The organism is Flocculibacter collagenilyticus (assembly GCF_016469335.1).
Lineage (GTDB): Bacteria > Pseudomonadota > Gammaproteobacteria > Enterobacterales > Alteromonadaceae > Flocculibacter > Flocculibacter collagenilyticus.
In genome coordinates this window covers 1,452,240-1,474,130 of the sequence record NZ_CP059888.1, presented here as the reverse complement: position 1 = coordinate 1,474,130, position 21,891 = coordinate 1,452,240, and the positions used below count along the sequence as shown (strand labels likewise).

The 21,891-nt window shown below is 41.2% G+C and carries 17 protein-coding genes; 9 read left to right on the top strand and 8 right to left on the bottom strand.

Annotated elements, in window-relative coordinates:
* Positions 1-53 precede the first annotated feature (53 nt).
* The 7 genes from HUU81_RS06525 to HUU81_RS06495 all read right to left on the bottom strand — a co-directional run bounded on the left by HUU81_RS06525 (position 54) and on the right by HUU81_RS06495 (position 9,727).
* Positions 54-353, bottom strand: coding sequence for a DUF6482 family protein (locus HUU81_RS06525; protein ID WP_199611439.1), 300 nt, complete (start codon positions 351-353; stop codon positions 54-56).
* A 239-nt stretch (positions 354-592) separates the two neighbouring features.
* Entirely contained in the window at positions 593-1,741 is a 1,149-nt protein-coding gene (locus HUU81_RS06520; protein ID WP_233520586.1) for an acyl-CoA dehydrogenase family protein, read from the bottom strand.
* 59 nt (positions 1,742-1,800) lie between these two features.
* On the bottom strand, positions 1,801-2,562 hold the full coding sequence (locus tag HUU81_RS06515) for an SDR family oxidoreductase (RefSeq protein ID WP_199611438.1): 762 nt from the start codon (positions 2,560-2,562) through the stop codon (positions 1,801-1,803).
* 34 nt (positions 2,563-2,596) lie between these two features.
* Positions 2,597-3,721 (bottom strand): enoyl-CoA hydratase/isomerase family protein, encoded by a 1,125-nt coding sequence (locus HUU81_RS06510; RefSeq protein ID WP_199611437.1) that lies wholly within the window; start codon positions 3,719-3,721, stop codon positions 2,597-2,599.
* A gap of 104 nt (positions 3,722-3,825) precedes the next feature.
* A complete protein-coding gene (locus HUU81_RS06505; protein ID WP_199611436.1) occupies positions 3,826-4,824 on the bottom strand; it encodes an oxidoreductase in 999 nt (332 codons plus the stop codon).
* 75 nt (positions 4,825-4,899) lie between these two features.
* Positions 4,900-8,280, bottom strand: coding sequence for a methylmalonyl-CoA mutase family protein (locus HUU81_RS06500; RefSeq protein ID WP_199611435.1), 3,381 nt, complete (start codon positions 8,278-8,280; stop codon positions 4,900-4,902).
* A gap of 262 nt (positions 8,281-8,542) precedes the next feature.
* Positions 8,543-9,727: an acetyl-CoA C-acyltransferase gene (locus HUU81_RS06495; RefSeq protein ID WP_199611434.1), complete on the bottom strand. Its 1,185-nt coding sequence runs from the start codon at positions 9,725-9,727 to the stop codon at positions 8,543-8,545.
* A 367-nt stretch (positions 9,728-10,094) separates the two neighbouring features.
* On the opposite strand from HUU81_RS06495, the gene HUU81_RS06490 reads away from it, so the two are divergent.
* The 9 genes from HUU81_RS06490 to HUU81_RS06450 all read left to right on the top strand — a co-directional run bounded on the left by HUU81_RS06490 (position 10,095) and on the right by HUU81_RS06450 (position 20,045).
* A complete protein-coding gene (locus HUU81_RS06490; RefSeq protein WP_199611433.1) occupies positions 10,095-10,535 on the top strand; it encodes a MerR family transcriptional regulator in 441 nt (146 codons plus the stop codon).
* Positions 10,532-11,701: an isovaleryl-CoA dehydrogenase gene (locus HUU81_RS06485; RefSeq protein WP_199611432.1), complete on the top strand. Its 1,170-nt coding sequence runs from the start codon at positions 10,532-10,534 to the stop codon at positions 11,699-11,701. The genes HUU81_RS06490 and HUU81_RS06485 overlap by 4 nt, the downstream gene beginning before the upstream one ends.
* A gap of 169 nt (positions 11,702-11,870) precedes the next feature.
* On the top strand, positions 11,871-13,478 hold the full coding sequence (locus tag HUU81_RS06480) for a carboxyl transferase domain-containing protein (protein WP_199611431.1): 1,608 nt from the start codon (positions 11,871-11,873) through the stop codon (positions 13,476-13,478).
* Between the two features lie 32 nt (positions 13,479-13,510).
* Positions 13,511-14,317, top strand: a complete 807-nt coding sequence (locus tag HUU81_RS06475) for an enoyl-CoA hydratase/isomerase family protein (protein WP_199611430.1) — start codon at positions 13,511-13,513, stop codon at positions 14,315-14,317.
* Between the two features lie 24 nt (positions 14,318-14,341).
* Complete coding sequence (locus HUU81_RS06470) at positions 14,342-16,354, top strand: acetyl-CoA carboxylase biotin carboxylase subunit (RefSeq protein ID WP_199611429.1); 2,013 nt, start codon at positions 14,342-14,344, stop codon at positions 16,352-16,354.
* Between the two features lie 14 nt (positions 16,355-16,368).
* Positions 16,369-17,304, top strand: coding sequence for a hydroxymethylglutaryl-CoA lyase (locus HUU81_RS06465; protein ID WP_199611428.1), 936 nt, complete (start codon positions 16,369-16,371; stop codon positions 17,302-17,304).
* 61 nt (positions 17,305-17,365) lie between these two features.
* Complete coding sequence (locus HUU81_RS06460; RefSeq protein ID WP_199611427.1) at positions 17,366-18,064, top strand: CoA transferase subunit A; 699 nt, start codon at positions 17,366-17,368, stop codon at positions 18,062-18,064.
* Positions 18,065-18,075: 11 nt separating this feature from the next.
* The gene (locus HUU81_RS06455) at positions 18,076-18,732 is read left to right on the top strand and encodes a CoA transferase subunit B (protein WP_199611426.1); all 657 of its coding nucleotides are present in this window, start codon (positions 18,076-18,078) and stop codon (positions 18,730-18,732) included.
* A 197-nt stretch (positions 18,733-18,929) separates the two neighbouring features.
* On the top strand, positions 18,930-20,045 hold the full coding sequence (locus tag HUU81_RS06450; RefSeq protein ID WP_199611425.1) for an SEL1-like repeat protein: 1,116 nt from the start codon (positions 18,930-18,932) through the stop codon (positions 20,043-20,045).
* An 82-nt stretch (positions 20,046-20,127) separates the two neighbouring features.
* Here HUU81_RS06450 and HUU81_RS06445 read toward each other — a convergent pair whose 3' ends face one another.
* Positions 20,128-21,792: an ABC transporter ATP-binding protein gene (locus HUU81_RS06445; RefSeq protein WP_199611424.1), complete on the bottom strand. Its 1,665-nt coding sequence runs from the start codon at positions 21,790-21,792 to the stop codon at positions 20,128-20,130.
* Positions 21,793-21,891: the final 99 nt, after the last annotated feature.

The following is a 21,891-nucleotide window of genomic DNA, read 5'->3' as shown; positions in this document are numbered from 1 at the left end:
GTTGACCTTTCGAGATTGTACTATCAATCTCGAAAGTCACCTCTACATTGGGGTTATTGAAGCGTGATCTTTATTTTCGCCGTATTATCCCCATCCACTTCCTGACCGCACATCTCATCGTAAGCAGACTGATGAACTAAAAACGCTCGCTTAACACGGCATTCATTAAAGGCATTCTTCACTTCTTCAATGCTGTGAAATTTTAATATTTTTCTGTTTTCATCAAAAACGTACGCAGTAAAGTCGTTATATGACACTTCTACCAAATATTCACCATTTTCAAATGAGTGAACATTCATTGTATCAAGTACCACATCATCATAATTTAGATTTGAATAAATATGCTTTCTCATGGTTTCCCCTATAAAATAAAAAAGTATGAAAACAGGTCTTAGTACGTGAATAAATATCGTTAGCTCAATTCACACATATACACATACGTAACCTTGTAAAATAAGAATAGCTGAAATATTAGTTTTAGTGAGTAATTCGAGCGGAAGATTGATAGCTGTGAGAAAGTACCAGTTTTAACATAGTCTATAAGTGACAATGGTATTGCACTATCGTCACTTATAAACAAGCACTATAAATATTAGCGCCCTAAAATAGAACGACTAATGATTTCTTTCATGATTTCAGATGTGCCACCATAAATTGTTTGTACACGTGCATCCAAGAAGTAACGCGATATTGGATACTCTGTCATATAACCATATCCACCGAATAACTGTAAACAGCGGTTGGTGACACTAAATTCCATTTCTGTGGCTGAGTATTTCGCCATACTCGCTTGTTCAGTAGACAATGCTTTATTTGCTAATTTTTGCTTGTATGATTCAATCACCACACGATGCATTTCAATTTCTGTTGCCATTTCAGCAATTTTAAAACGTATGTCTTGAAGCTTAGAAAGCGTAGCACCAAATGCTTTTCTTTCTTTAACGTAGTCTGTAGTTAAAGCAAGTGCGCCTTCAGCGTGTGCCGTAGCCACACATGCTAATGCTAAGCGCTCTCTAGGTAACTCTTCCATTAAGTTGAAGAAACCTTTGTCTATTTCGCCTAACACGTGCTCTTCAGTCACTTCTACGTTATCGAAAAATAACTCTGATGTGTCGCCAGCATGCTGACCAATTTTGTGAAGGTTTTGGCCGCGCGAGAAGCCTGGCATGTCTTCATCAATTAAAAATAACGTTAAGCCTTTTGCCGTTGCAACCTCTAAGTTAGTCTTGGCTGCCACAATATAAAGCTTAGAGTTTTGACCATTAGTGATAAACGTTTTAGAGCCGCTAATAGACCAACCTTTATCGGTTTTAGTTGCGGTTGTTTTCATACCCTGCAAGTCACTACCCGCTCCTGGCTCTGACATACAAATAGCACCAATGCATTCTCCGCTTACCATTTCTGGCAAGTATTTTTGCTTTTGCTCTTCCGTACCTTTGTTAAGCACGTAATGTGCAGCAATATCTGCATGTACCACTAAATTGGTTGATAATGAAAAGAAGCCTGCTTTCGCGATTTCTTCGGCAACTACCATATTAAAATTAAAATCTACGCCAAACCCGCCGTACTCTTCAGGTATATCACAACACAATAAGCCTTCTTCACCCATTTTGTGCCATAACGATTTTGGAATAATTTTATTTTTTTCCCACTCTTCATAAAAAGGTGCAATTTCGTTTTCGATAAACTTTACGACCGTTTCGCGAAAAATATTTAGCTCTTCGTTGTAACTTGAATCCACTGTTTTACCTATATTTGTTTCGTTAATTGTTAGAGCAAACTGGCCTAGCTAAGGCAGAGTTACATTGCTATGCCGCCGTCAATTTCAACTACGCGCCCTGTAAAGAATTCATTTTCAAAAATATACTTAGCGGTATGCGCAATTTCGTCAGCCTCACCTAAGCGACCTACTGGCTTCATCTTTTCAAGGCGTTCACGCATTTCAGGCTTCATGGCATCTGTCATTGCGGTACGAATAACGCCTGGTGCTATAGCACCAACGCGAATACCATGGCGACCTAGCTCTCTTGCCCAAGTTACCGTCATTGCAACCACACCCGCTTTTGATGCTGAGTAGTTTGTTTGTCCCATGTTACCCGCGCGCGCAACAGAAGACATATTAATTATCACGCCTTTATTGCCAGCTTCTATCATGTGCGCTGCCGCTTCTCGGCCACAAAGAAATACACCAGTTAAGTTAACATCAATGACTGACTGAAATTTTTCTAGCGACATTTTTGCCACAACCTTACCGTCTTTCGCTTTAACAAACATGCCATCACGTAAAATACCAGCATTGTTAATTAGACCGTGAATGCCATTAAAGTCATCATTGATTTTTTTGAAGGTTTCTTCTACTTCGGCTTCTTCAGTTACATTTGCAACATAGCTTTTCGCAGTAACACCTAATTCTGTTAGCATATTTACACTTTCATCAAGCATCTCTTGATTCATATCGATAAGAGCTAAATTTGCCCCTTCTTTAGCAAAGTTAACTGCCATTGCACGCCCTAAACCTTGGCCGCCGCCAGTAATTACTATTGTTTTATCTTTTAACTGCATGTAATTTGCCTTTCTATTTTGCAATTTTCTATATTTACGTTAATTCTGCAAGCGGATGATCAGCCTCAGACCATGGGCTGTCAAACAATTGCTTTATTTCTTCATCCGGTACATCGTGAACCGTTTTATATTTCCAATTCGGCTGATGGTCTTTATCAACAAGTAACGCACGAACACCTTCAACAAAGTCACCATTATGTGCACATCTTAGCGATAGCCCTAGCTCCATTTTAAAGCAAGCTGGCAAAGAAATTTTCCTGCCCTGCTCAACTAACTTATAAACTACGGCAGAAGTAACGGGACAACCACCAGCAAGTTTATGCTTTGCTTCATTCAACCATTTATCATTCGTTTTCAGGCCTAAAATGTGCGAAACCATCGCTGATGCTGTTGTCATGTCAGACAATGGCTCTATCTCGTCACTATGTTTTTTTAAATTTGATGCTGGTATATGCTGCGAGCTGTCACTTTCAAAACTCAATAGTAAATCGCTCACTTTTTGATGATTAAGCGCAACGGTACCGCCCCACTTCACAAATAATAACGCCTCAATAAACTGGCCAAAGCGATCATTCTCGACAAAGTAGTCAGCTAAATCTGCATACTTTGCATCTGCAGCATTGATTGATGCGCCTGTTAATCCTAGAAATAACCCCATTGACTTAGGCATACGATTAAAGAAGTAACTCGCCCCTACGTCTGGATATAAGCCAATGGTCGTTTCAGGCATCGCTAACTTAGATGTTTCTGTTACAACACGATGACTGGCACCCGCCATTAAACCTAGTCCGCCTCCCATTACAATACCGTGCCCCCAAACAATTAGAGGCTTTGAGTAAGTATGGATTAGGTAATCCAGTTTGTACTCAGCCGTAAAAAATGCCGTTACTTCAGGGGTAAAGCTATACTTGGGCCCAGCCTGCACTTGTGCTGCCAACGTTTTTACGTCTGCCCCTGCACAAAAAGCAACATCAGAGCTGCTGTTCATTACAACTAGTGCAACATCTTTATCTTGATCCCACTCTACCAATTGATTTGAAATTGCTTCAATCATGTCATGCGTTAACGCATTTAAACGTTTTGTGGCATTCAGCGAGATCATACCAATTTTTTTATCGTTAACTGACTCTAATGTTTTACATATAATCGTTGAATCCATGCTACCAATCCCTAATTAATCGACAGTATTTTTCATTTCTTATTTTGGCTATGTTTATCATCAACAAACGACTAAGATAATAACGGTTAAACGAGCCTATTTATTTAGAGCGTATCATCTATTTTTACGACTGTTCGACCTGTTACAGTACCCGCAATATAGTCGTCAAACACTTCTGGTAAGTTGTCAAAATCAATGGTTCTTGGTGCAATACGTTCAAGTTGAGAAGGCTTCAAATCTGTCGCCAATCGCTGCCATGCTTTATCACGCACCGACAGTGGCATTTCTACCGAGTTAATCCCTAACAAGCTCACACCGCGGAGAATAAACGGCATCACTGTTGCGTTTAATTTAAAGCCACCCGCTAAACCAATCGACGCTACATTTCCCCATGGTACTGTAGTACTAAGTAGCCAAGACAATGTTTTTCCACCCACATTATCTACCGCGCCACCCCACTGCGCTTTGTCTAATGGTCGCTGTAACATTTCCGTTTCGTGTCGGTTGATAAGTGTAGTCGCACCTATAGCATGAAGATAGTCGGCTTGTTCCATTTTTCCGGTCAGCGCATGAACTTCGTAACCTAATTTGGCGAGCATATTAATTGCGAAGCTACCCACTCCGCCCGTTGCTCCCGTTACTACTATCGGTCCTCTTTCAGGCACCTGCCCGTTATCTTCCATTCGCTGCATAGCAATTGCTGCAGTATAACCAGCCGTACCAATAGCCATGGCATCCCAGAGTGTCAGTTCGCTTGGTAATGGCACAACTGAATCTGCTTTCACTCGTGCATATTCAGCATAACCACCGTCATACAGCTCTGAAAGCTGTGCACCACATACCAATACCTTATCACCTTCAACAAATCTTGCATCGGTAGATGCCTGTATCACTCCAGATAAATCTATCCCACCAACCAAAGGATAAGTGCGTAATATCTTGCCTTTACCTGTAGCTGCTAGTGCATCTTTATAATTTACCCCAGAATAAGCAACCTTAATGACAACCTCACCCTCGGTTAGGTCATTAAGCTTAATACGCTCAAATTTAGCTTGAATATTGTCGTCAACTTGATGGATACGAAAAGCGTTAAAGTCGTTCATAACAGTTCCATATTAACTTATTCCAATAAATAAGCGCCCAAAGGCGCTTAAGTATTCTTGTTTATATCAACAAAATTACATATTACGGCGATATTGTCCGCCCACTTCAAATAGCGCATTAACTATTTGACCCAGTGAACACACTTTACATGCTTCCATTAACATATCGAAGATATTGCCATGTTGAATCGCTGTTGCTTGTACTTTTTTCAGCATCACTGCAACCTCATCTGCATTACCGTTATGTAACTCGGCTAACATCTCAATTTGATAATCTTTTTCTTCAGTCGTTGCGCGGATAACTTCTTGCGGCAATACCGTAGGAGAGCCTTTTGAACTTAAGAAGGTATTCACACCTATAATTGGGAATTCCCCAGTATGCTTTAAGTGTTCATAATACAAGCTTTCTTCTTGTATTTTACTACGCTGATACATGGTTTCCATTGCACCAAGTACACCGCCACGTTCAGTAATACGATCAAACTCGGTTAATACTGCTTCTTCAACTAAGTCGGTAAGCTCTTCAATAATAAATGCGCCTTGAATTGGGTTTTCGTTTTTCGCCAAACCTAACTCTCGGTTAATGATTAATTGAATTGCCATTGCACGACGCACACTTTCTTCCGTTGGTGTGGTTATGGCTTCGTCGTACGCATTAGTATGCAATGAATTACAATTGTCGTAGATTGCGTATAACGCCTGCAAAGTAGTACGAATGTCGTTAAAGTCAATTTCTTGCGCATGTAACGAGCGACCACTAGTTTGAATGTGATATTTCAACATTTGCGCTCGGCTATTCGCACCATATTTCATTTTCAATGCTTTTGACCAAATACGGCGAGCAACACGGCCAATAACCGCATATTCTGGGTCAATACCATTCGAAAAGAAGAAGGATAAATTAGGACCAAAGTCATTAATATCCATACCACGGCTTAAATAATACTCTACAAAGGTAAAGCCATTAGCCAGTGTAAACGCTAACTGCGATATCGGATTCGCACCTGCTTCCGCAATATGATAACCAGAAATAGACACAGAGTAGAAGTTACGTACACCGTTCGCGATGAAGTTTTCTTGTACATCGCCCATTAAACGCAACGCAAATTCGGTAGAGAAAATACACGTATTTTGTGCTTGGTCTTCTTTTAAAATGTCTGCCTGAACTGTGCCGCGCACTTGCGTTAGTGTACGAGCTTTGATGTCTGCGTACACATCTTCTGGTAACACTTGATCGCCAGTTACACCTAGCAGCATTAGCCCTAAGCCGTCATTACCTTCTGGCAAGTCGCCTTGATAAGTAGGGCGAACCGAGCCTTTTTGCTGGTAAATTTTAGCAATGGCCTTTTCAACGTCTTTTTCTAAGCCTTGTTCTTTAATATACAGCTCACACTGTTGGTCAATAGCCGCATTTAAGAAAAAGCCAAGAATAATCGGCGCAGGACCATTAATGGTCATCGACACTGATGTTTTAGGATCGGCTAAGTTAAAACCAGAATACAGCTTTTTAGCGTCATCTAAGCAACAAATTGAAACGCCCGCATTACCGATTTTTCCGTAAATGTCAGGACGAATACCCGGATCGTTTCCATAAAGTGTGACTGAATCAAACGCTGTTGATAAACGCTTTGCAGGCATGCCTAGCGAAACGTAATGGAAACGACGGTTCGTTCTTTCTGGACCACCCTCACCCGCAAACATTCGCGTTGGATCTTCCCCTTCACGCTTAAAGTTAAATAAGCCAGCAGTATAAGGAAATTCACCTGGAACATTTTCTTGTAAATTCCATTTCAGTAAATCACCCCAAGCTTCGTATTTAGGCAATGACACTTTTGGAATATCAGTTTGCGAAAGTGATTTCGTATGGGTTTCAATATTGATATCTTTGCCACGCACTTGGAAGGTAAATACAGGCTCTTTGTACTTTTTAACCTTGCTTGGCCAGTCTTCAATAATCTTCATGTTTTTCGGATCTAGCTCTAGTGCTTGCTGTTCATACAGCGCCTCTAGTTGCTTAGCTAACTCTGCTGAAGATTCAATGTTGGAAGACTTAGCTACCTCGAGTGCTTGCTTAATGCCATATAACTTTTGCGCAACGTCTCGCTGTTCTTCAACCCATTTATCATAACTACGGTTATTTTCTGATATTTCAGACAAGTAACGATTTCGACTCCCTGGGATCACAGACGCTTTATCTTCTAGCGTTCCTTCAATGTCTAATCCTTTAGATATTTGAATATCTGTTTTGTCTGCAATTTTTGCAATCACCGCATTGTACAGCTTAGTCATGCCGCGATCGTTAAACTGAGATGCAATCGTGCCAAATACAGGCACTTCATCGTTGCCAGCTTCAAATAAACCATGATTACGTTTGTATTGTTTAATCACATCACGCAATGCGTCTTGTGCACCACGTTTATCAAACTTGTTCACGGCAATAATGTCGGCAAAGTCAAGCATGTCAATTTTTTCTAATTGCGTTGCTGCGCCGTATTCTGGTGTCATTACATACAAGCTTGTGTCTGAGTGCTCTTCAATTTCTGTGTCTGACTGGCCGATGCCTGATGTTTCTAAAATAATTAAGTCAAAATTAGCGGCTTTTAACACTTTAAGTGCATCATTTACATGTGCAGACAAGGCTAAATTAGATTGTCTCGTTGCTAACGAGCGCATATAAACACGTCCATTATTTACCGCATTCATACGAATACGATCACCTAATAGCGCGCCGCCCGTTTTTCTTTTGGAAGGGTCAACTGAAATAATTGCGATGTTTTTATCATCAGTATCCATTAAAAAGCGACGAATAAGCTCGTCAACCAGTGACGACTTACCTGCGCCACCCGTACCCGTTATCCCTAACACGGGTGCTTTATTATTTTCGGCAAGTGCACGAATGTCATCTAATAGCGCTTTATTTTTTTCAGGGGCGTTTTCAGCAGCAGAAATAACGCGGGCAATTGAGTTTACGTTACGCTTAGCAATGTTATCTAAGTCATCGGCTTGTACGTTTTCACCCGTAGCAAAGTCGCAACGTTCAAGCATGTCGTTGATCATGCCTTGTAAGCCCATCTCGCGGCCATCATCTGGCGAGTAAATACGGGTAATACCGTATTCATGCAGCATTTTTATTTCATCTGGCAGGATCACTCCACCACCGCCGCCAAAGATCTTTATATGTTCACAACCGCGTTCTTTTAGTAAGTCATACATGTACTTGAAGTACTCGTTATGCCCACCTTGATATGACGTCATTGCAATCGCGTTGGCATCTTCTTGAATTGCGCAATTAACCACTTCTTCTACACTGCGGTCATGGCCTAAGTGAATAACTTCTGCACCCGTTGACTGCAAAATACGACGCATAATATTAATGGCTGCGTCATGCCCATCAAATAAAGAGGCTGCGGTAACAACGCGCACTTTATTTTTTAATGAATACTTGTCTTGATTCATAATATTTCAACTTACTCGTTTGTACTTAAAGCAACGTCGCCTAAGTAAAAAATTGAATAGCGATTAAACATTAAACAGTGTTGAATACTTCATCTACAGTCACGCGCTATACAAAATAGACATCGAATTATTAGACGTCGGCAATGCCCAACTTCGTGAATAGAATAGAACATAGCGAACAGATCAACACTCTTAGTTAGCTTGATTGCAAAAAGCGCATTAACAAATGTTATGCGCTCAGAAATTAAATAACGCGAATGCGTTATAATACTTCAATTGCAACCGCTGTTGCTTCACCACCGCCAATACATAACGATGCAACACCCTTGGTTAATCCTTTATCTTTAAGTGCATGAATAAGTGTAACCATGATACGTGCGCCAGATGCACCAAGTGGATGACCAAGTGCACATGCACCACCATTAACGTTTACTTTTTCAGCAGGTAAATCTAATTCAACCATTGCTGCCATTGTTACCATCGCAAACGCTTCATTAATTTCAAACAAGTCAACATCTTGCGCATTCCAACCTGCCACTTCTAATACTTTTTGCATTGCACCAACAGGAGCAACAGTAAATTGATCAGGCTGTAAAGAGTTTGTCGCGTGCCCAACAATTTTAGCGAGCGGCTTTAAGCCGCGCTTTTCTGCTTCTGAAAGAGACATCATCACCATTGCCGCCGCACCATCGCTAATCGATGAAGAGTTTGCCGCAGTAATCGTGCCGTCTTTTTTGAATGCTGGTCTTAGCGAAGGGATTTTATCGATTTTAGCGTTACCCGGTTGCTCATCTATTTCAACCGTTACATCACCACGTCGTGTTGAGTAGGTTACTGGTGCAACCTCATTGTTAAAACGACCTGCTTCTATTGCATCTTGAGCGCGAGTTAGTGAGCGAATCGCATATTCATCTAGTTGTTCACGAGTGAATTCGTACTTATCAGATGTTTCTTGAGCGAAACATCCCATTGCCTTACCTTGATATGCATCTTCTAATCCATCAAGGAACATATGATCTTTTACTTCTCCATGCCCCATACGCATGCCACCGCGAGCATTTGGCAGCATATATGGTGCGTTCGTCATGCTTTCCATCCCGCCAACTACAGCAACATTTAAGCTACCAGCTGTAATTAAGTCATTCGCTAACATTGCCGCTTTCATGCCTGAACCACACACTTTATTAATAGTAGTTGCACCGGCTGATACAGGTAAATCAGCTTTTAAAGCTGCTTGGCGTGCTGGCGCTTGGCCTAGTCCTGCTGGTAAAACACATCCCATGATGACTTCATCAACATCATTACCGCTCACACCCGCACTTTCCATTGCTGCTTTAATCGCAACTGCACCTAAATCTGGCGCTGGCACTGATGATAAACTCCCTTGAAATCCACCCATAGGTGTTCTTTTTGCACTTACAATAACGATAGGATCTTGGTTAGACATGGTGCTCTCCCCGTGTTGATTTGAAAAATTATTTTTATAATTGGGCTGAGCATACACAAAATTTTAAGTTGACGCCAACGTCAACTTAAACACTGCAAAATACATACAAGACAAGTCAAAAACACATTTACCTTATTAAACAATTAGTTATATGTTTAGTAAGATTAAACTAGGTAATCACTTTACACATATTTTTACTAGACAGTTATATTGTAAGTCAATGTAATTAAAGGTTTATCTGTACTAAAGCACATATAGAACAAATTAAACTGCCTTTCACTGATCCGGCCTGTTAATGCAATTTCAGGTGCTTTACCTTTACGTAAACTTCCTCTATATTTAGCACCTGTTTTTGAGGAAGGATTAAATGACAAGCCAACAAGAGATAACATTCTCCATCAGTGATTTAGCGAAAGAATTTGACATCACTACGCGAAGTATTCGTTTTTATGAAGACCAAGGCTTATTAATGCCCTCTCGTAGTGGTCAAACCCGCATTTATAGTAAGCGGGATCGTGTTCGTTTAAAGCTGATATTACGTGGGAAGCGGCTGGGGTTTTCGTTGGCTGAAACAAAAAATTTATTCGAACTCTACGATGCAGATCAAGGTAGCGCAATTCAGTTAGAAACCATGCTAACGATGATTCAAGAAAAAAAAGAGCGCCTGCATCAACAAATGGACGATATTAAAGTAGTACTTATGGAGCTAATCACCGCTGAACGGCGTTGTTTAGAGTCGCTTACTAACCTTTCAGAAGAATTTGACGTGAATATTGACGTGAATAACAACGAGGAAAAATTATCATGATCTCAAGATTTAGTTCTCTAAACTTTAACCTAGGCGAAACGGTCGACATGATCCGTGATCAGGTCAACGCATTTGCTCGCGATGAGATCGCGCCTCGTGCAGAACAAATTGATATTGATAACGAATTTCCTAATGAGCTATGGCAAAAATTTGGTGACATGGGTTTATTAGGTATGACTGTTGAAGAAGAATACGGCGGTTCAGGTTTAGGTTACATTGAGCATGTAATTGCAATGCAAGAAATTAGCCGTGCTTCAGCATCAGTTGGCTTAAGCTACGGTGCACACTCTAACCTGTGTCTTAATCAATTACGCAAAAATGGTACTCACGAACAAAAACTTAAATATTTACCTAAGTTATGTTCTGGCGAACATATTGGCGCACTTGCTATGTCTGAGCCAAATGCGGGTTCAGATGTAGTGAGTATGAAATTGCGCGCTGAGAAAAAAGGTGATCGTTACATCTTAAACGGTAACAAAATGTGGATCACTAATGGTCCAGATGCAAACACCTTCATCATATATGCCAAAACCGACGTTAATGCTGGCTCTAAAGGCATCACTGCGTTTATTGTTGAGCGCGACTTCCCAGGATTTTCTCGCCATCAAAAACTTGATAAATTAGGAATGCGCGGCTCGAATACCTGTGAGCTAGTATTTGAAGATTGTGAAATCCCTGAAGAAAACGTGCTAGGTGAAGTTGGCAAAGGCGTTCGTGTACTTATGTCAGGCCTAGACTACGAGCGCGTTGTCTTGTCTGGTGGCCCACTAGGTATTATGGACGCTTGTATGGATAGCGTTGTGCCTTACATTCACGACCGCCAACAGTTTGGCCAGTCAATTGGTCAATTCCAGCTAGTTCAAGGCAAAGTGGCCGACATGTATACACAAATGAATGCTGCCAAGTCTTATGTTTACTTAGTTGCTCAAGCCTGTGATCGCGGTGAAACAACACGTAAAGATGCAGCGGGTGCTATTCTATATTCAGCTGAATTAGCAACTAAAATGGCACTTGACGCAATTCAATTACTTGGCGGCAACGGTTATATCAACGAATTCCCTACTGGCCGTTTATTACGCGACGCTAAGTTATACGAAATTGGTGCTGGCACGTCAGAAATTCGTCGAATGCTAATTGGCCGTGAGTTATTCAACGAGTCAAACTAAGTGCATCAATGAGCTTATAAAGCTAGAAATACAGTAACGATAAGGTCGGACGAATGTCCGACTTTTTGGTAACTATACCCAGAACGACTTATCACATTACGCATGTCTTCAAGGGTATAAAAAATATAAAAAATTGTCGGGATATACCCGAATTACCAAGGAAAATCACATGGCGAAGATAGTAAGTAAAATTAATACTCGCAGCCAAGACTTCGAACATAATGCGAATGAAATGCAAGCCATTGTAGACGACGTACTTACAAAGCTAGAAACAATTAAACTTGGCGGTGGCGAAAAGCTTAAACAGCGTCATGAATCTCGTGGCAAATTATTTGTACGTGACCGCATCGAAAAACTACTCGATGTAGGTTCAGCATTTCTTGAAATTGGTCAATTTGCTGGCTTTGAGTGTTATGAAGATTATGTGCCCGCAGCAGGTGTCGTAGCAGGCATTGGCCGTGTAAGCGGCATAGAATGTATGATTATTGCAAACGACGCCACCGTTAAAGGAGGCACTTACTATCCGCTTACTGTGAAAAAGCATCTTCGCGCACAAGAAATTGCCGAACGCTGCCACCTTCCTTGTATTTACCTTGTAGACTCTGGTGGTGCAAACTTGCCTCGTCAAGATGAAGTATTCCCAGATAAACTGCACTTCGGTCGCATTTTCTTCAACCAAGCTAACATGTCTGCTAAAGGTATTCCTCAAATTGCAGTTGTAATGGGGTTATGCACAGCAGGCGGTGCTTATGTCCCTGCAATGGCAGACGAAAGCATCATCGTGAAAGAACAAGGCACTATTTTTCTTGCCGGGCCACCATTAGTAAAAGCAGCCACAGGTGAAGAAGTATCAGCAGAAGAGCTCGGCGGTGCAGATGTGCACTGTAAAACGTCTGGTGTTGCCGATCACTACGCCTTAAACGACGAACATGCACTGCAAATTGCCAGACAAGCTGTTTCTCGTTTAAACAAAAGCAAAAAAGTAGATTTAGACATTAAAGCGCCTAAAGAACCAGCATACGATCCGAAAGAAATTTACGGCATTGTTGGTACTGATCTTAAAAAGCCGTTTGATGTAAAAGAAGTTATTGCACGTATTGTTGATGACTCAGATTTTGATGAATTTAAACAATTCTACGGGTCGACACTGGTTTGTGGATTTGCTCGCATTTTTGGCTACCCTGTCGGCATCGTGGCGAATAATGGCATATTATTTTCTGAATCAGCACAAAAAGGCGCACACTTTATTGAGTTATGCTCTCAGCGCAAAATTCCTTTGCTTTTCTTACAAAATATTACCGGTTTCATGGTTGGTAAAAAGTATGAAGCCGAAGGTATCGCCAAACACGGTGCCAAAATGGTTACCGCAGTATCTTGTGCCAAAGTACCTAAATTTACTGTACTCATTGGTGGCTCTTACGGTGCTGGTAACTATGGTATGTGTGGTAGAGCTTACGACCCAACGATGATGTGGATGTGGCCTAACTCGCGCATTTCAGTAATGGGTGGTGAACAAGCGGCAGGCGTCATGGCACAGGTTACGAAAGACGGCATGGCCAGAAAAGGACAAACATGGACCGCAGAAGAGGAAGCTGCATTTAAGCAACCTATTACTGAGCAATATGAAGAACAGGGTCACCCTTATTATGCTTCAGGTCGATTATGGGATGACGGCATTATTGATCCAGCTCAAACTCGTATGGTGGTTGGCTTAGCGTTATCAGCCTCGTTAAATGCGCCAATTGAAGACACCAAGTTTGGTGTGTTCAGAATGTAATTACGCCATTAGGCAAAGGAAATTCACTGATTATGAATACACCTCTACACACTGAAAACACAGTTACGGTAGATATTACCAATTCAGGCGTTGCCACGGTTACACTGAACAGACCCGACAAACATAACGCATTTGATGATAGCGTCATTGCAGAGTTAACCGCCGCTTTTAATCAAGTTGCTAACAACCCTAATGCTCGCGTAATGGTATTAGCATCTACAGGAAAAAGCTTTAGCGCTGGCGCTGATTTAGCTTGGATGAAGCGCATGGCCAGTTACTCGTATGAAGAAAACTACAAAGACGCCCAAGCGCTAGCAGAAATGTTACGAGTACTTAATTTTATGCCAATGCCAACCATAGCAAAAGTGCAAGGTGCTGCATTTGGCGGTGCTGTAGGGCTTGTATCATGTTGCGATTTAGCCATTGCCAGCGAAAAAGCGAGCTTTTGCTTAAGCGAAGTAAAAATTGGCTTAATTCCCGCTACTATCAGTCCTTACGTGGTTGATGCAATTGGCTTACGTGCTTCAAGACGCTACTTTATGACTGCTGAACGTTTCTTTGCCAATACTGCGCAATCATTAGGGTTAGTCAGCGAAGTAGTGGCACCAGAAGAATTGGATAATGCAACCGAACAAATGATCAACACGCTGTTAAACAACAGTCCAGCAGCAGTTAAAGCAGCAAAACAACTGGCATTTGATGTTGCACACCAAACAATTAATAGCACACTGATTGATGATACCAGCGAACGTATTGCATCAATACGTACATCTGATGAAGGCCAAGAAGGTTTAACCGCTTTCTTAGAAAAACGTCAACCAGCTTGGCAAGCGCAATAACAAGCAATATTGCAGGAGAGAATTATGTTTAAAAAAATATTAATCGCAAACCGTGGTGAAATTGCTTGTCGCGTTATAGAAACGGCTCATAAACTTGGCATTCGCTGTGTAGCCGTTTATTCAGATGCAGACGCAAATTCAATGCACGTTGCAATGGCAGATGAAGCATTCCATATTGGCCCTGCCCCAAGTAAAGATTCGTACTTACGTGCTGATAAAATTTTAGAAGTAGCAAAAAAATCTGGCGCAGAAGCCGTTCACCCTGGTTATGGCTTTATGTCGGAAAACCCAGAGTTTGCTAAAGCATGTGCCGACAATAATATTGTATTTATTGGTCCGCCAGTTCCAGCCATTGAAGCGATGGGCTCTAAAAGCGCAGCGAAAGACATTATGAGCAAAGCCAATGTGCCTTTAGTGCCTGGTTATCACGGTGACAACCAAGACCCTGCTTTTTTAAAGCAAGAAGCCAATAACATTGGTTACCCAATGTTATTAAAAGCTGCATTTGGTGGTGGCGGTAAAGGCATGCGAGTTGTATGGCAAGAAAGCGAGTTTGATGATGCACTGGCTTCTGCGAAACGCGAAGCTATTAATGGTTTTGGTAACGACACCATGTTAATGGAAAAATACCTAACCAAACCTCGCCATGTTGAAATACAAGTATTTTGTGACAACCATGGTAATGGCATTTACCTTGCGGAGCGTGACTGTTCAATACAGCGTCGTCATCAAAAAGTGATTGAAGAAGCACCAGCGCCGGGGTTATCTCAAGAGATCAGAACGGCAATGGGTGAAGCTGCAGTGCGCGCAGCGCAAGCTATTAACTACCAAGGTGCGGGAACCGTTGAATTTTTGTATGACGAAGACGGTTCATTTTACTTCATGGAAATGAATACCCGACTTCAGGTTGAACACCCTGTTACTGAAATGATCACAGGACAAGACCTTGTAAAATGGCAGCTACTTGTTGCCTCTGGTGAAACATTACCTTTGACTCAAGACGAGGTCACGATTGAAGGCCATGCATTTGAAGTACGCGTGTATGCTGAAGATCCTGAAAACGACTTCTTACCTGCAACTGGTAAATTAAACTATCTCCGCCAGCCTGAACAAAGTCAGCACGTACGTGTTGATACAGGTGTACGTGAGAATGACGAAGTGTCTGCCTTTTATGACCCAATGATAGCAAAGCTAATTGTTTGGGATGAAAACCGTGATCGCGCCTTACAGCGTATGCTTAGGGCATTAGACGACTACCGTATTTCTGGAGTTAAAACTAATCTACACTTTTTGTCTAGCTTACTTGAACATCCTTCATTTAAAGATGTTGAGTTAGACACTAACTTTATTGAAAAACATAAAGACACACTGCACGCGCCAGCAAAACAAGCCGATACCCAAGCACTAGTGATGGCCGTATTATATTTACTGCTAAACCAAGCGAAATGTAATCGAGATTCTGCAAACGACTCATTCGACCCTTACTCTCCGTGGCATGGCTTTACTGGCTGGCGAATGAATGAAAATCAACAGTATAAAATTCAATTAACGGATGAACATAATGTTGAACACTTCATTGCTGTTGAACAAGTCGGCACACAATTTGTGATCACCGTTGACGGTACCGACATTACTGCAACAGGCACGCTAGATGATGACCACCTAAAAGCAACAATAGGTGGTCACAATATGAATGTACTTATTGCCGAGAAAGATAATCAAATTACCGTGTTTAATAAGCAAAACATTGTTACATTCACCAATACACTAAGTAGTGAAATTGTTGTTGAAGATAATGCTGGGCAAGGCGGTCTTACAGCCCCAATGAACGGTACTATTGTTTCTGTGCTTGTTAAACAAGGTGATGAAGTAAAAGCAGGTCAAAACCTCGTCATTATGGAAGCCATGAAAATGGAATACACCATCACTGCTCCAAGCGATGGCAAGGTAGAAGAAGTGTATTTCACTGACGGTGATTTGGTCGCAGACGGTGCAGAATTACTTTCAATCGCTGCAACTGAACAAGCAAACAAATAGACCGGAGCTATTACATGTCATTACAATTATCTGAAAAGACTAATGAAAAGCTACCAGCCACGGTTAATATTGTTGAAGTGGGCCCACGAGACGGCCTACAAAATGAAAAACAGCCCGTTGACGCAGAACATAAAATAGCACTTGTACACAACCTTGCTGATGCGGGGGTAACCTATATTGAAACGGGCGCTTATGTGTCTCCTAAATGGGTGCCACAGATGGGAACGACAACCGAAGTATTTGCCGGGATCACGCAACAAGAACATATAACCTACGCTGCATTAACTCCAAACCTAAAAGGGTTAGAAGCCGCGTTAGCATCAGGCGTTAAAGAGGTAGCCATTTTTGGTGCTGCCTCAGAAGCGTTCAGCCAAAAAAACATCAATTGCTCCATTGAAGAAAGTTTTGAACGTTTTGCTCCTGTTGTAGAAAAAGCGTTGGCCAAAGGTGTAAAAGTGCGTGGTTATGTGTCGTGCGTACTGGGCTGCCCGTACGAAGGCGACATTGATATACAGCAAGTTGCACGTGTTGCTAAAAAACTGTTTGATATGGGCTGTTATGAAATTTCGCTGGGCGATACCATAGGTGTAGGCACGCCAGATAAAGCCAAAGCGATGATTGCTGAGGTAGCTAAACAAGTACCAGTAGAAAAATTAGCCGTACATTTTCACGATACTTATGGCCAAGCATTAGCAAATATTTACGCTGCATTACAAATGGGGGTTAATACCGTTGATAGTGCCGTAGCAGGTTTAGGCGGCTGTCCTTACGCTAAAGGCGCCTCAGGTAATGTTGCAACAGAAGATGTTGTGTACATGCTAAATGGGCTAGGCATTAAGTCAGGTATAGATTTAACGAAACTGGCTAAAGCGGGCTGGCATATTAGCGACACGCTGAATCGTGCACCAAGTTCAAAAGTATCTGCTGCGTTAAGAGCAGCGCAAGAATAATAAAAAATTGGACGAGTAATCTATTCGTCCATCTCTTAATTCAATTAAAGGGGATTAGCAAATGGCAGGTTTCGACAAGGTAGTAACTAGCTATGATGAAGCCATGGCAGGTCTGAACGACAATATGACAATTATTGCGGGCGGGTTTGGCTTATGTGGTATTCCAGAAGGTCTTATTGCTCAAATAAAGAAAGTGGGCACAAAAGGTTTAACCATCGTTTCTAACAATTGTGGCGTAGACGGTTTTGGCTTAGGTGTTTTGTTAGAAGATAAACAAGTAAAAAAAATGGTGTCGTCTTATGTTGGCGAAAATGCACTATTTGAAAAACAATTACTTGAAGGTGATTTGGAAGTTGAACTTACTCCTCAAGGCACATTAGCAGAAAAAATGCGTGCTGGTGGTGCTGGTATTCCTGCATTCTTCACAGCAACTGGCTACGGCACTCCTGTTGGCGAAGGCAAAGAAGTAAGAGAGTTCGATGGCCGTAATTACATTATGGAAGAAAGCATCACGGGCGACTTTGCAATTGTTAAAGCGTGGAAAGCAGACCGCTATGGAAACTGTATTTATCGCCATACTTCAAAAAACTTTAATCCACTTGCCGCCACAGCAGGCAAAATTACCGTTGTTGAAGTTGAAGAAATTGTTGAGCCTGGTGAATTAGAACCGAGTCAAATTCATACACCTGGCATCTACGTAGATCGCGTTATTCAAGGCACGTTCGAAAAACGTATTGAACGTACTGTTTTAGCTAAATAAGGGAATTAACCATGGCATTATCAAGAGAACAAATCGCAATGCGAGTCGCCCAAGAGTTCAATGACGGTGACTACGTAAACCTAGGTATTGGTATCCCTACTCTTGCAGCGAACTACGTACCTGATGATATTGAAGTGATGCTGCAATCAGAAAATGGTTTATTAGGCATGGGGCCATACCCAACTGAAGACCAAGTAGATGCAGACATGATAAACGCAGGCAAAGAAACAGTGACTGCTATTACGGGCGCATCCATTTTCGATTCTGCTGAAAGCTTTGCGATGATCCGTGGCGGTCATGTTGATATTACCGTATTAGGAGCATTTGAAGTTGATCAACAAGGTAACATCGCTTCTTACATGATCCCGGGTAAATTAGTAAAAGGTATGGGCGGTGCAATGGACTTAGTTGCAGGTGCTGAAAATATTATTGTTACTATGACGCATGCTAACAAGCATGGCGTATCAAAACTATTACCTGAATGCACGCTACCATTAACAGGCGTTAACTGTATAACCCGCATTATTACCGATTTAGCCGTGCTAGAAGTAAAAGATGGCGCATTTGTATTAAAAGAACGCGCTCCAGGTGTATCGGTGGACGAAATTAAAGAAAAAACAGCAGGTAAGCTTGTTGTTGAAGGTGATATTCCTGAAATGAAGCTATAAGCTAGCCTTAAGTAGTATTCCTACCTATTTCTAATAAAAGGAGCATCTCGCTCCTTTTATTATTTGCCACTAAGCACTCCCAACATAAATAAACTAAAATAAATCTAAAGCTTATATTCACATTACAGATATAATCATTAAGGCGTGTTTTATGCCTTAGTCGTTAATAGGTTATTTAATAAGGGTTCAAAGCAAATATGTCTGACAAGCAACAAATCACCGATGAAGAGTCGCATGAAAATCAAGTCGAGACAGATGATCTGTTATTAGATGACGAGCAAGCGCCTTTTCAGAATGAAGATGAAATGCTTGAAATGATGCTGGAAACTGAAGACGAGGCTGCTTCTGAAGCACTCATGCTAGATGAAGAAATTGAAACAGACGCAAAAGCAGAGATGAATGAAGACCTCGAAGATACTCTACAAGAGAGTCTTGCCAATGCCGATACCGAAGCTCCCCTTTCTGATGAACCCGCTGAAAAGTCACTCATAGACGCGATAGAAGAACCTGTAGAAAACGAGTTAACGCTTGAAGATGATACGGCTGAAGCAATGTTAGCAGCACCCGAGGACGAAGCCCCTGCTGAGGATATGCTTTTAACGGTGGAAGAAAGCGAAAAAGAAGCTACTGAAAGTGAACAGCCAGCCCAACAGTTAGACGATGAAAATGAACTTGCGCCAATAGAAGATAATGCGCCCGATTCGCCTACGTCGCTTGACGATTCAAATCACACTGATCAAACAGGCCGCCTACTGAACGCGTTAGTCAACTTTACCCACTCAGTGAATAGCAATATCAGCGCCCGACAAGCGAATTTGCCACAAACCAATGAAAATAACGTTACCACGCCAACAAGTGTTAATAATATTGAAGAAATGACGCTAGCTGAAATTGAAACATTGCTTATTGATAATATGGAGAAGCTAACAGCGTTAATTTCAGCCCCCATTAATACCTATAATGTGCAAGTTAGCGCCAACGATCCTAGTAAAGAATTTGCCACCGCTATCCATCACTATAAAAACGAAATGTTTCATAAAGCCGCTAAGTGGATGCGTAAAGCCGCAATGAAAGGTCACGTAAAAGCACAGTTTTATCTGGGCATTATGTTTTTAAAAGGTGAAGGTTTACCTAAAAGTATTTACCATTCATATTCATGGTTAACCCTAGCCGCTTCACAGGATAACCAAGAGGCGTTAGCCGCGAAAAGTCAGCTAGAAAAAAAACTAACATCATTGGAAATAAATTCAGCCAGTAAATTAGCTGCTGAGCGGTATGAACAGATCCACAATTTTTTGCAAGGTTATAACTAATTTCCTTGCACACATTTGGCCAGTACCGCTCGCAGTTCATCAATGCTTTTATATTGTAACTACCTAATGAGTTAAAGCTGGCTTAATTAGCGCCTGCGTTCACAATAACACCGTCTTTTATTTCAAGAATGTCATCATCTGGGTGAATGAGCTCTCGATGATGGCTAATCATAATCACACGCATTTTACGTGCTATTTGACGCAGTAATACCATTAGCTCGCTTTTATTTTTACTGTCTAAAGCCGAGGTTGGCTCATCCAGTAATAATACTTTAGCTTGGCGTAGCATAGCTCTAGCAATGGCAAAGCGCTGCTTTTCTCCTCCAGAAAATTGATGAGCTTGCTCAGAAATCACTTGATCTAAATTATGATCAATCCTATCCAGCCATGCCTGTAAGCCAACAGACATTAAGATTTCTAGCATTTCTTCATCACTAATGTTTTCTGACAAACCCAACGTTAAGTTTTGACGAATGCTGGCATGTAATAGCTTTGGCTCTTGATCAACCCAAGCAATGGCTTGGCGAACTGAATGAAGATTATATTCACTCAATGTTTTGCCATTAATTAAAACATTATTATAAGTTTCTGGATAAAACCCTAAAAACTGGTTAAGCAATGTACTCTTACCACTGCCACTTTCTCCTAGCACTACCGATAAGCCCGAAGAAGTAAACTGGTAACTAATGTCTTTTAAAATATATTTGTCATCTCTAACAAAAGTGAGATCTTTCAAGGCGAGTTCTAAAACATCGTGAAGTAATTCCGGTGCATTATTACTCTCAACTGGCATTTGGCTAATCTCTGACAAACGGCTCGCCGCACCCATCGCTTTATTTAAGTTACTAAAGAACATCGCCATGGCCATAAGTGGAAACGTGAGTCCAAATAAATAAAGCAAAAAAGCAGTAATAGTACCTAACGTCATCGAGCCTTGTTTTAGCCAGTAGGCTGAAAAAGCTAAAATGGCAATCATGCTTATCATCAATACTAAATTGGCAATTGGCCCAATAATTGACAGTATTTTTGTAGCCCGCATTTCTTGGTGAAAACACTCATTTAATAACTCATTTGACTGTTTATGTAACTGACTACTAGCGTTATGAGACTTAATTAGCTTGCTGTAGCGTAACCATTCCGTTGTATATTTAAGTAAATTAGCTTCCGCTGCCTGAGTCTTTTGACCAATATTATTCATCATTAAAGCGATAGGCGTAATAATAATGAACCCTGCGAACACACAGCATACTAATACTAAAGTCAGTCGCCAATCTAAAGTAAACATAATGGCAATAACTGCAAACAGTGATATTAGTCCACTTAGCAGCCCCACTAAATCTTCGGCCAAAACATTTTTAACTTCTTTAGAGTCATTAACAACACGCGCACCTAATTCTGCACTATGCTCAAAGTCTAAACTTTGGCTTTGCGTGTGCAATAGTCGCCCTATAAGACTAAAACGTAAGCGAAAACTAATTTGATGCCCTAATCGGCCACCAAACCAGCCTAATATAGCTTCAAAACAAGCAGCAATAAGCACAATAGCAACTAAGCCTAAAATGATGCTGGTTTCAATGCCTTCACTACTGATTGAGTCAACTAGGTAGCTCGAGTACAAAGGTAAAACTAACTCGAATGATGTAGCAATAATGACTAACAGGCCAAGTAGAATAAATGATTTTTTAGATGGCTTATGTGGCGACAAAAGCTTCCACAATGATTTTGAATTCCCTACTGCTGGCTCCATAAGAACTTCCTTTTTAATTACCCCTAATTCAGGGTGAAAATTTAACTAAACGTTAGTTGATCGTACAACTAAAAACTATTAGGACGAGGGCTAGCGTGA

Bases quoted from the DNA above. Each gene is read 5' to 3' on its own strand.
- HUU81_RS06485 (WP_199611432.1), top strand. From the start codon at position 10,532: ATGATCTCAAGATTTAGTTCTCTAAACTTTAACCTAGGCGAAACGGTC.
- HUU81_RS06525 (WP_199611439.1), bottom strand. From the start codon at position 353: ATGAGAAAGCATATTTATTCAAATCTAAATTATGATGATGTGGTACTT.
- HUU81_RS06505 (WP_199611436.1), bottom strand. From the start codon at position 4,824: ATGAACGACTTTAACGCTTTTCGTATCCATCAAGTTGACGACAATATT.
- HUU81_RS06515 (WP_199611438.1), bottom strand. From the start codon at position 2,562: ATGCAGTTAAAAGATAAAACAATAGTAATTACTGGCGGCGGCCAAGGT.
- HUU81_RS06450 (WP_199611425.1), top strand. From the start codon at position 18,930: ATGTCTGACAAGCAACAAATCACCGATGAAGAGTCGCATGAAAATCAA.
- HUU81_RS06475 (WP_199611430.1), top strand. From the start codon at position 13,511: ATGAATACACCTCTACACACTGAAAACACAGTTACGGTAGATATTACC.
- HUU81_RS06510 (WP_199611437.1), bottom strand. From the start codon at position 3,721: ATGGATTCAACGATTATATGTAAAACATTAGAGTCAGTTAACGATAAA.
- HUU81_RS06470 (WP_199611429.1), top strand. From the start codon at position 14,342: ATGTTTAAAAAAATATTAATCGCAAACCGTGGTGAAATTGCTTGTCGC.
- HUU81_RS06460 (WP_199611427.1), top strand. From the start codon at position 17,366: ATGGCAGGTTTCGACAAGGTAGTAACTAGCTATGATGAAGCCATGGCA.
- HUU81_RS06445 (WP_199611424.1), bottom strand. From the start codon at position 21,792: ATGGAGCCAGCAGTAGGGAATTCAAAATCATTGTGGAAGCTTTTGTCG.
- HUU81_RS06500 (WP_199611435.1), bottom strand. From the start codon at position 8,280: ATGAATCAAGACAAGTATTCATTAAAAAATAAAGTGCGCGTTGTTACC.
- HUU81_RS06490 (WP_199611433.1), top strand. From the start codon at position 10,095: ATGACAAGCCAACAAGAGATAACATTCTCCATCAGTGATTTAGCGAAA.
- HUU81_RS06480 (WP_199611431.1), top strand. From the start codon at position 11,871: ATGGCGAAGATAGTAAGTAAAATTAATACTCGCAGCCAAGACTTCGAA.
- HUU81_RS06465 (WP_199611428.1), top strand. From the start codon at position 16,369: ATGTCATTACAATTATCTGAAAAGACTAATGAAAAGCTACCAGCCACG.
- HUU81_RS06455 (WP_199611426.1), top strand. From the start codon at position 18,076: ATGGCATTATCAAGAGAACAAATCGCAATGCGAGTCGCCCAAGAGTTC.
- HUU81_RS06495 (WP_199611434.1), bottom strand. From the start codon at position 9,727: ATGTCTAACCAAGATCCTATCGTTATTGTAAGTGCAAAAAGAACACCT.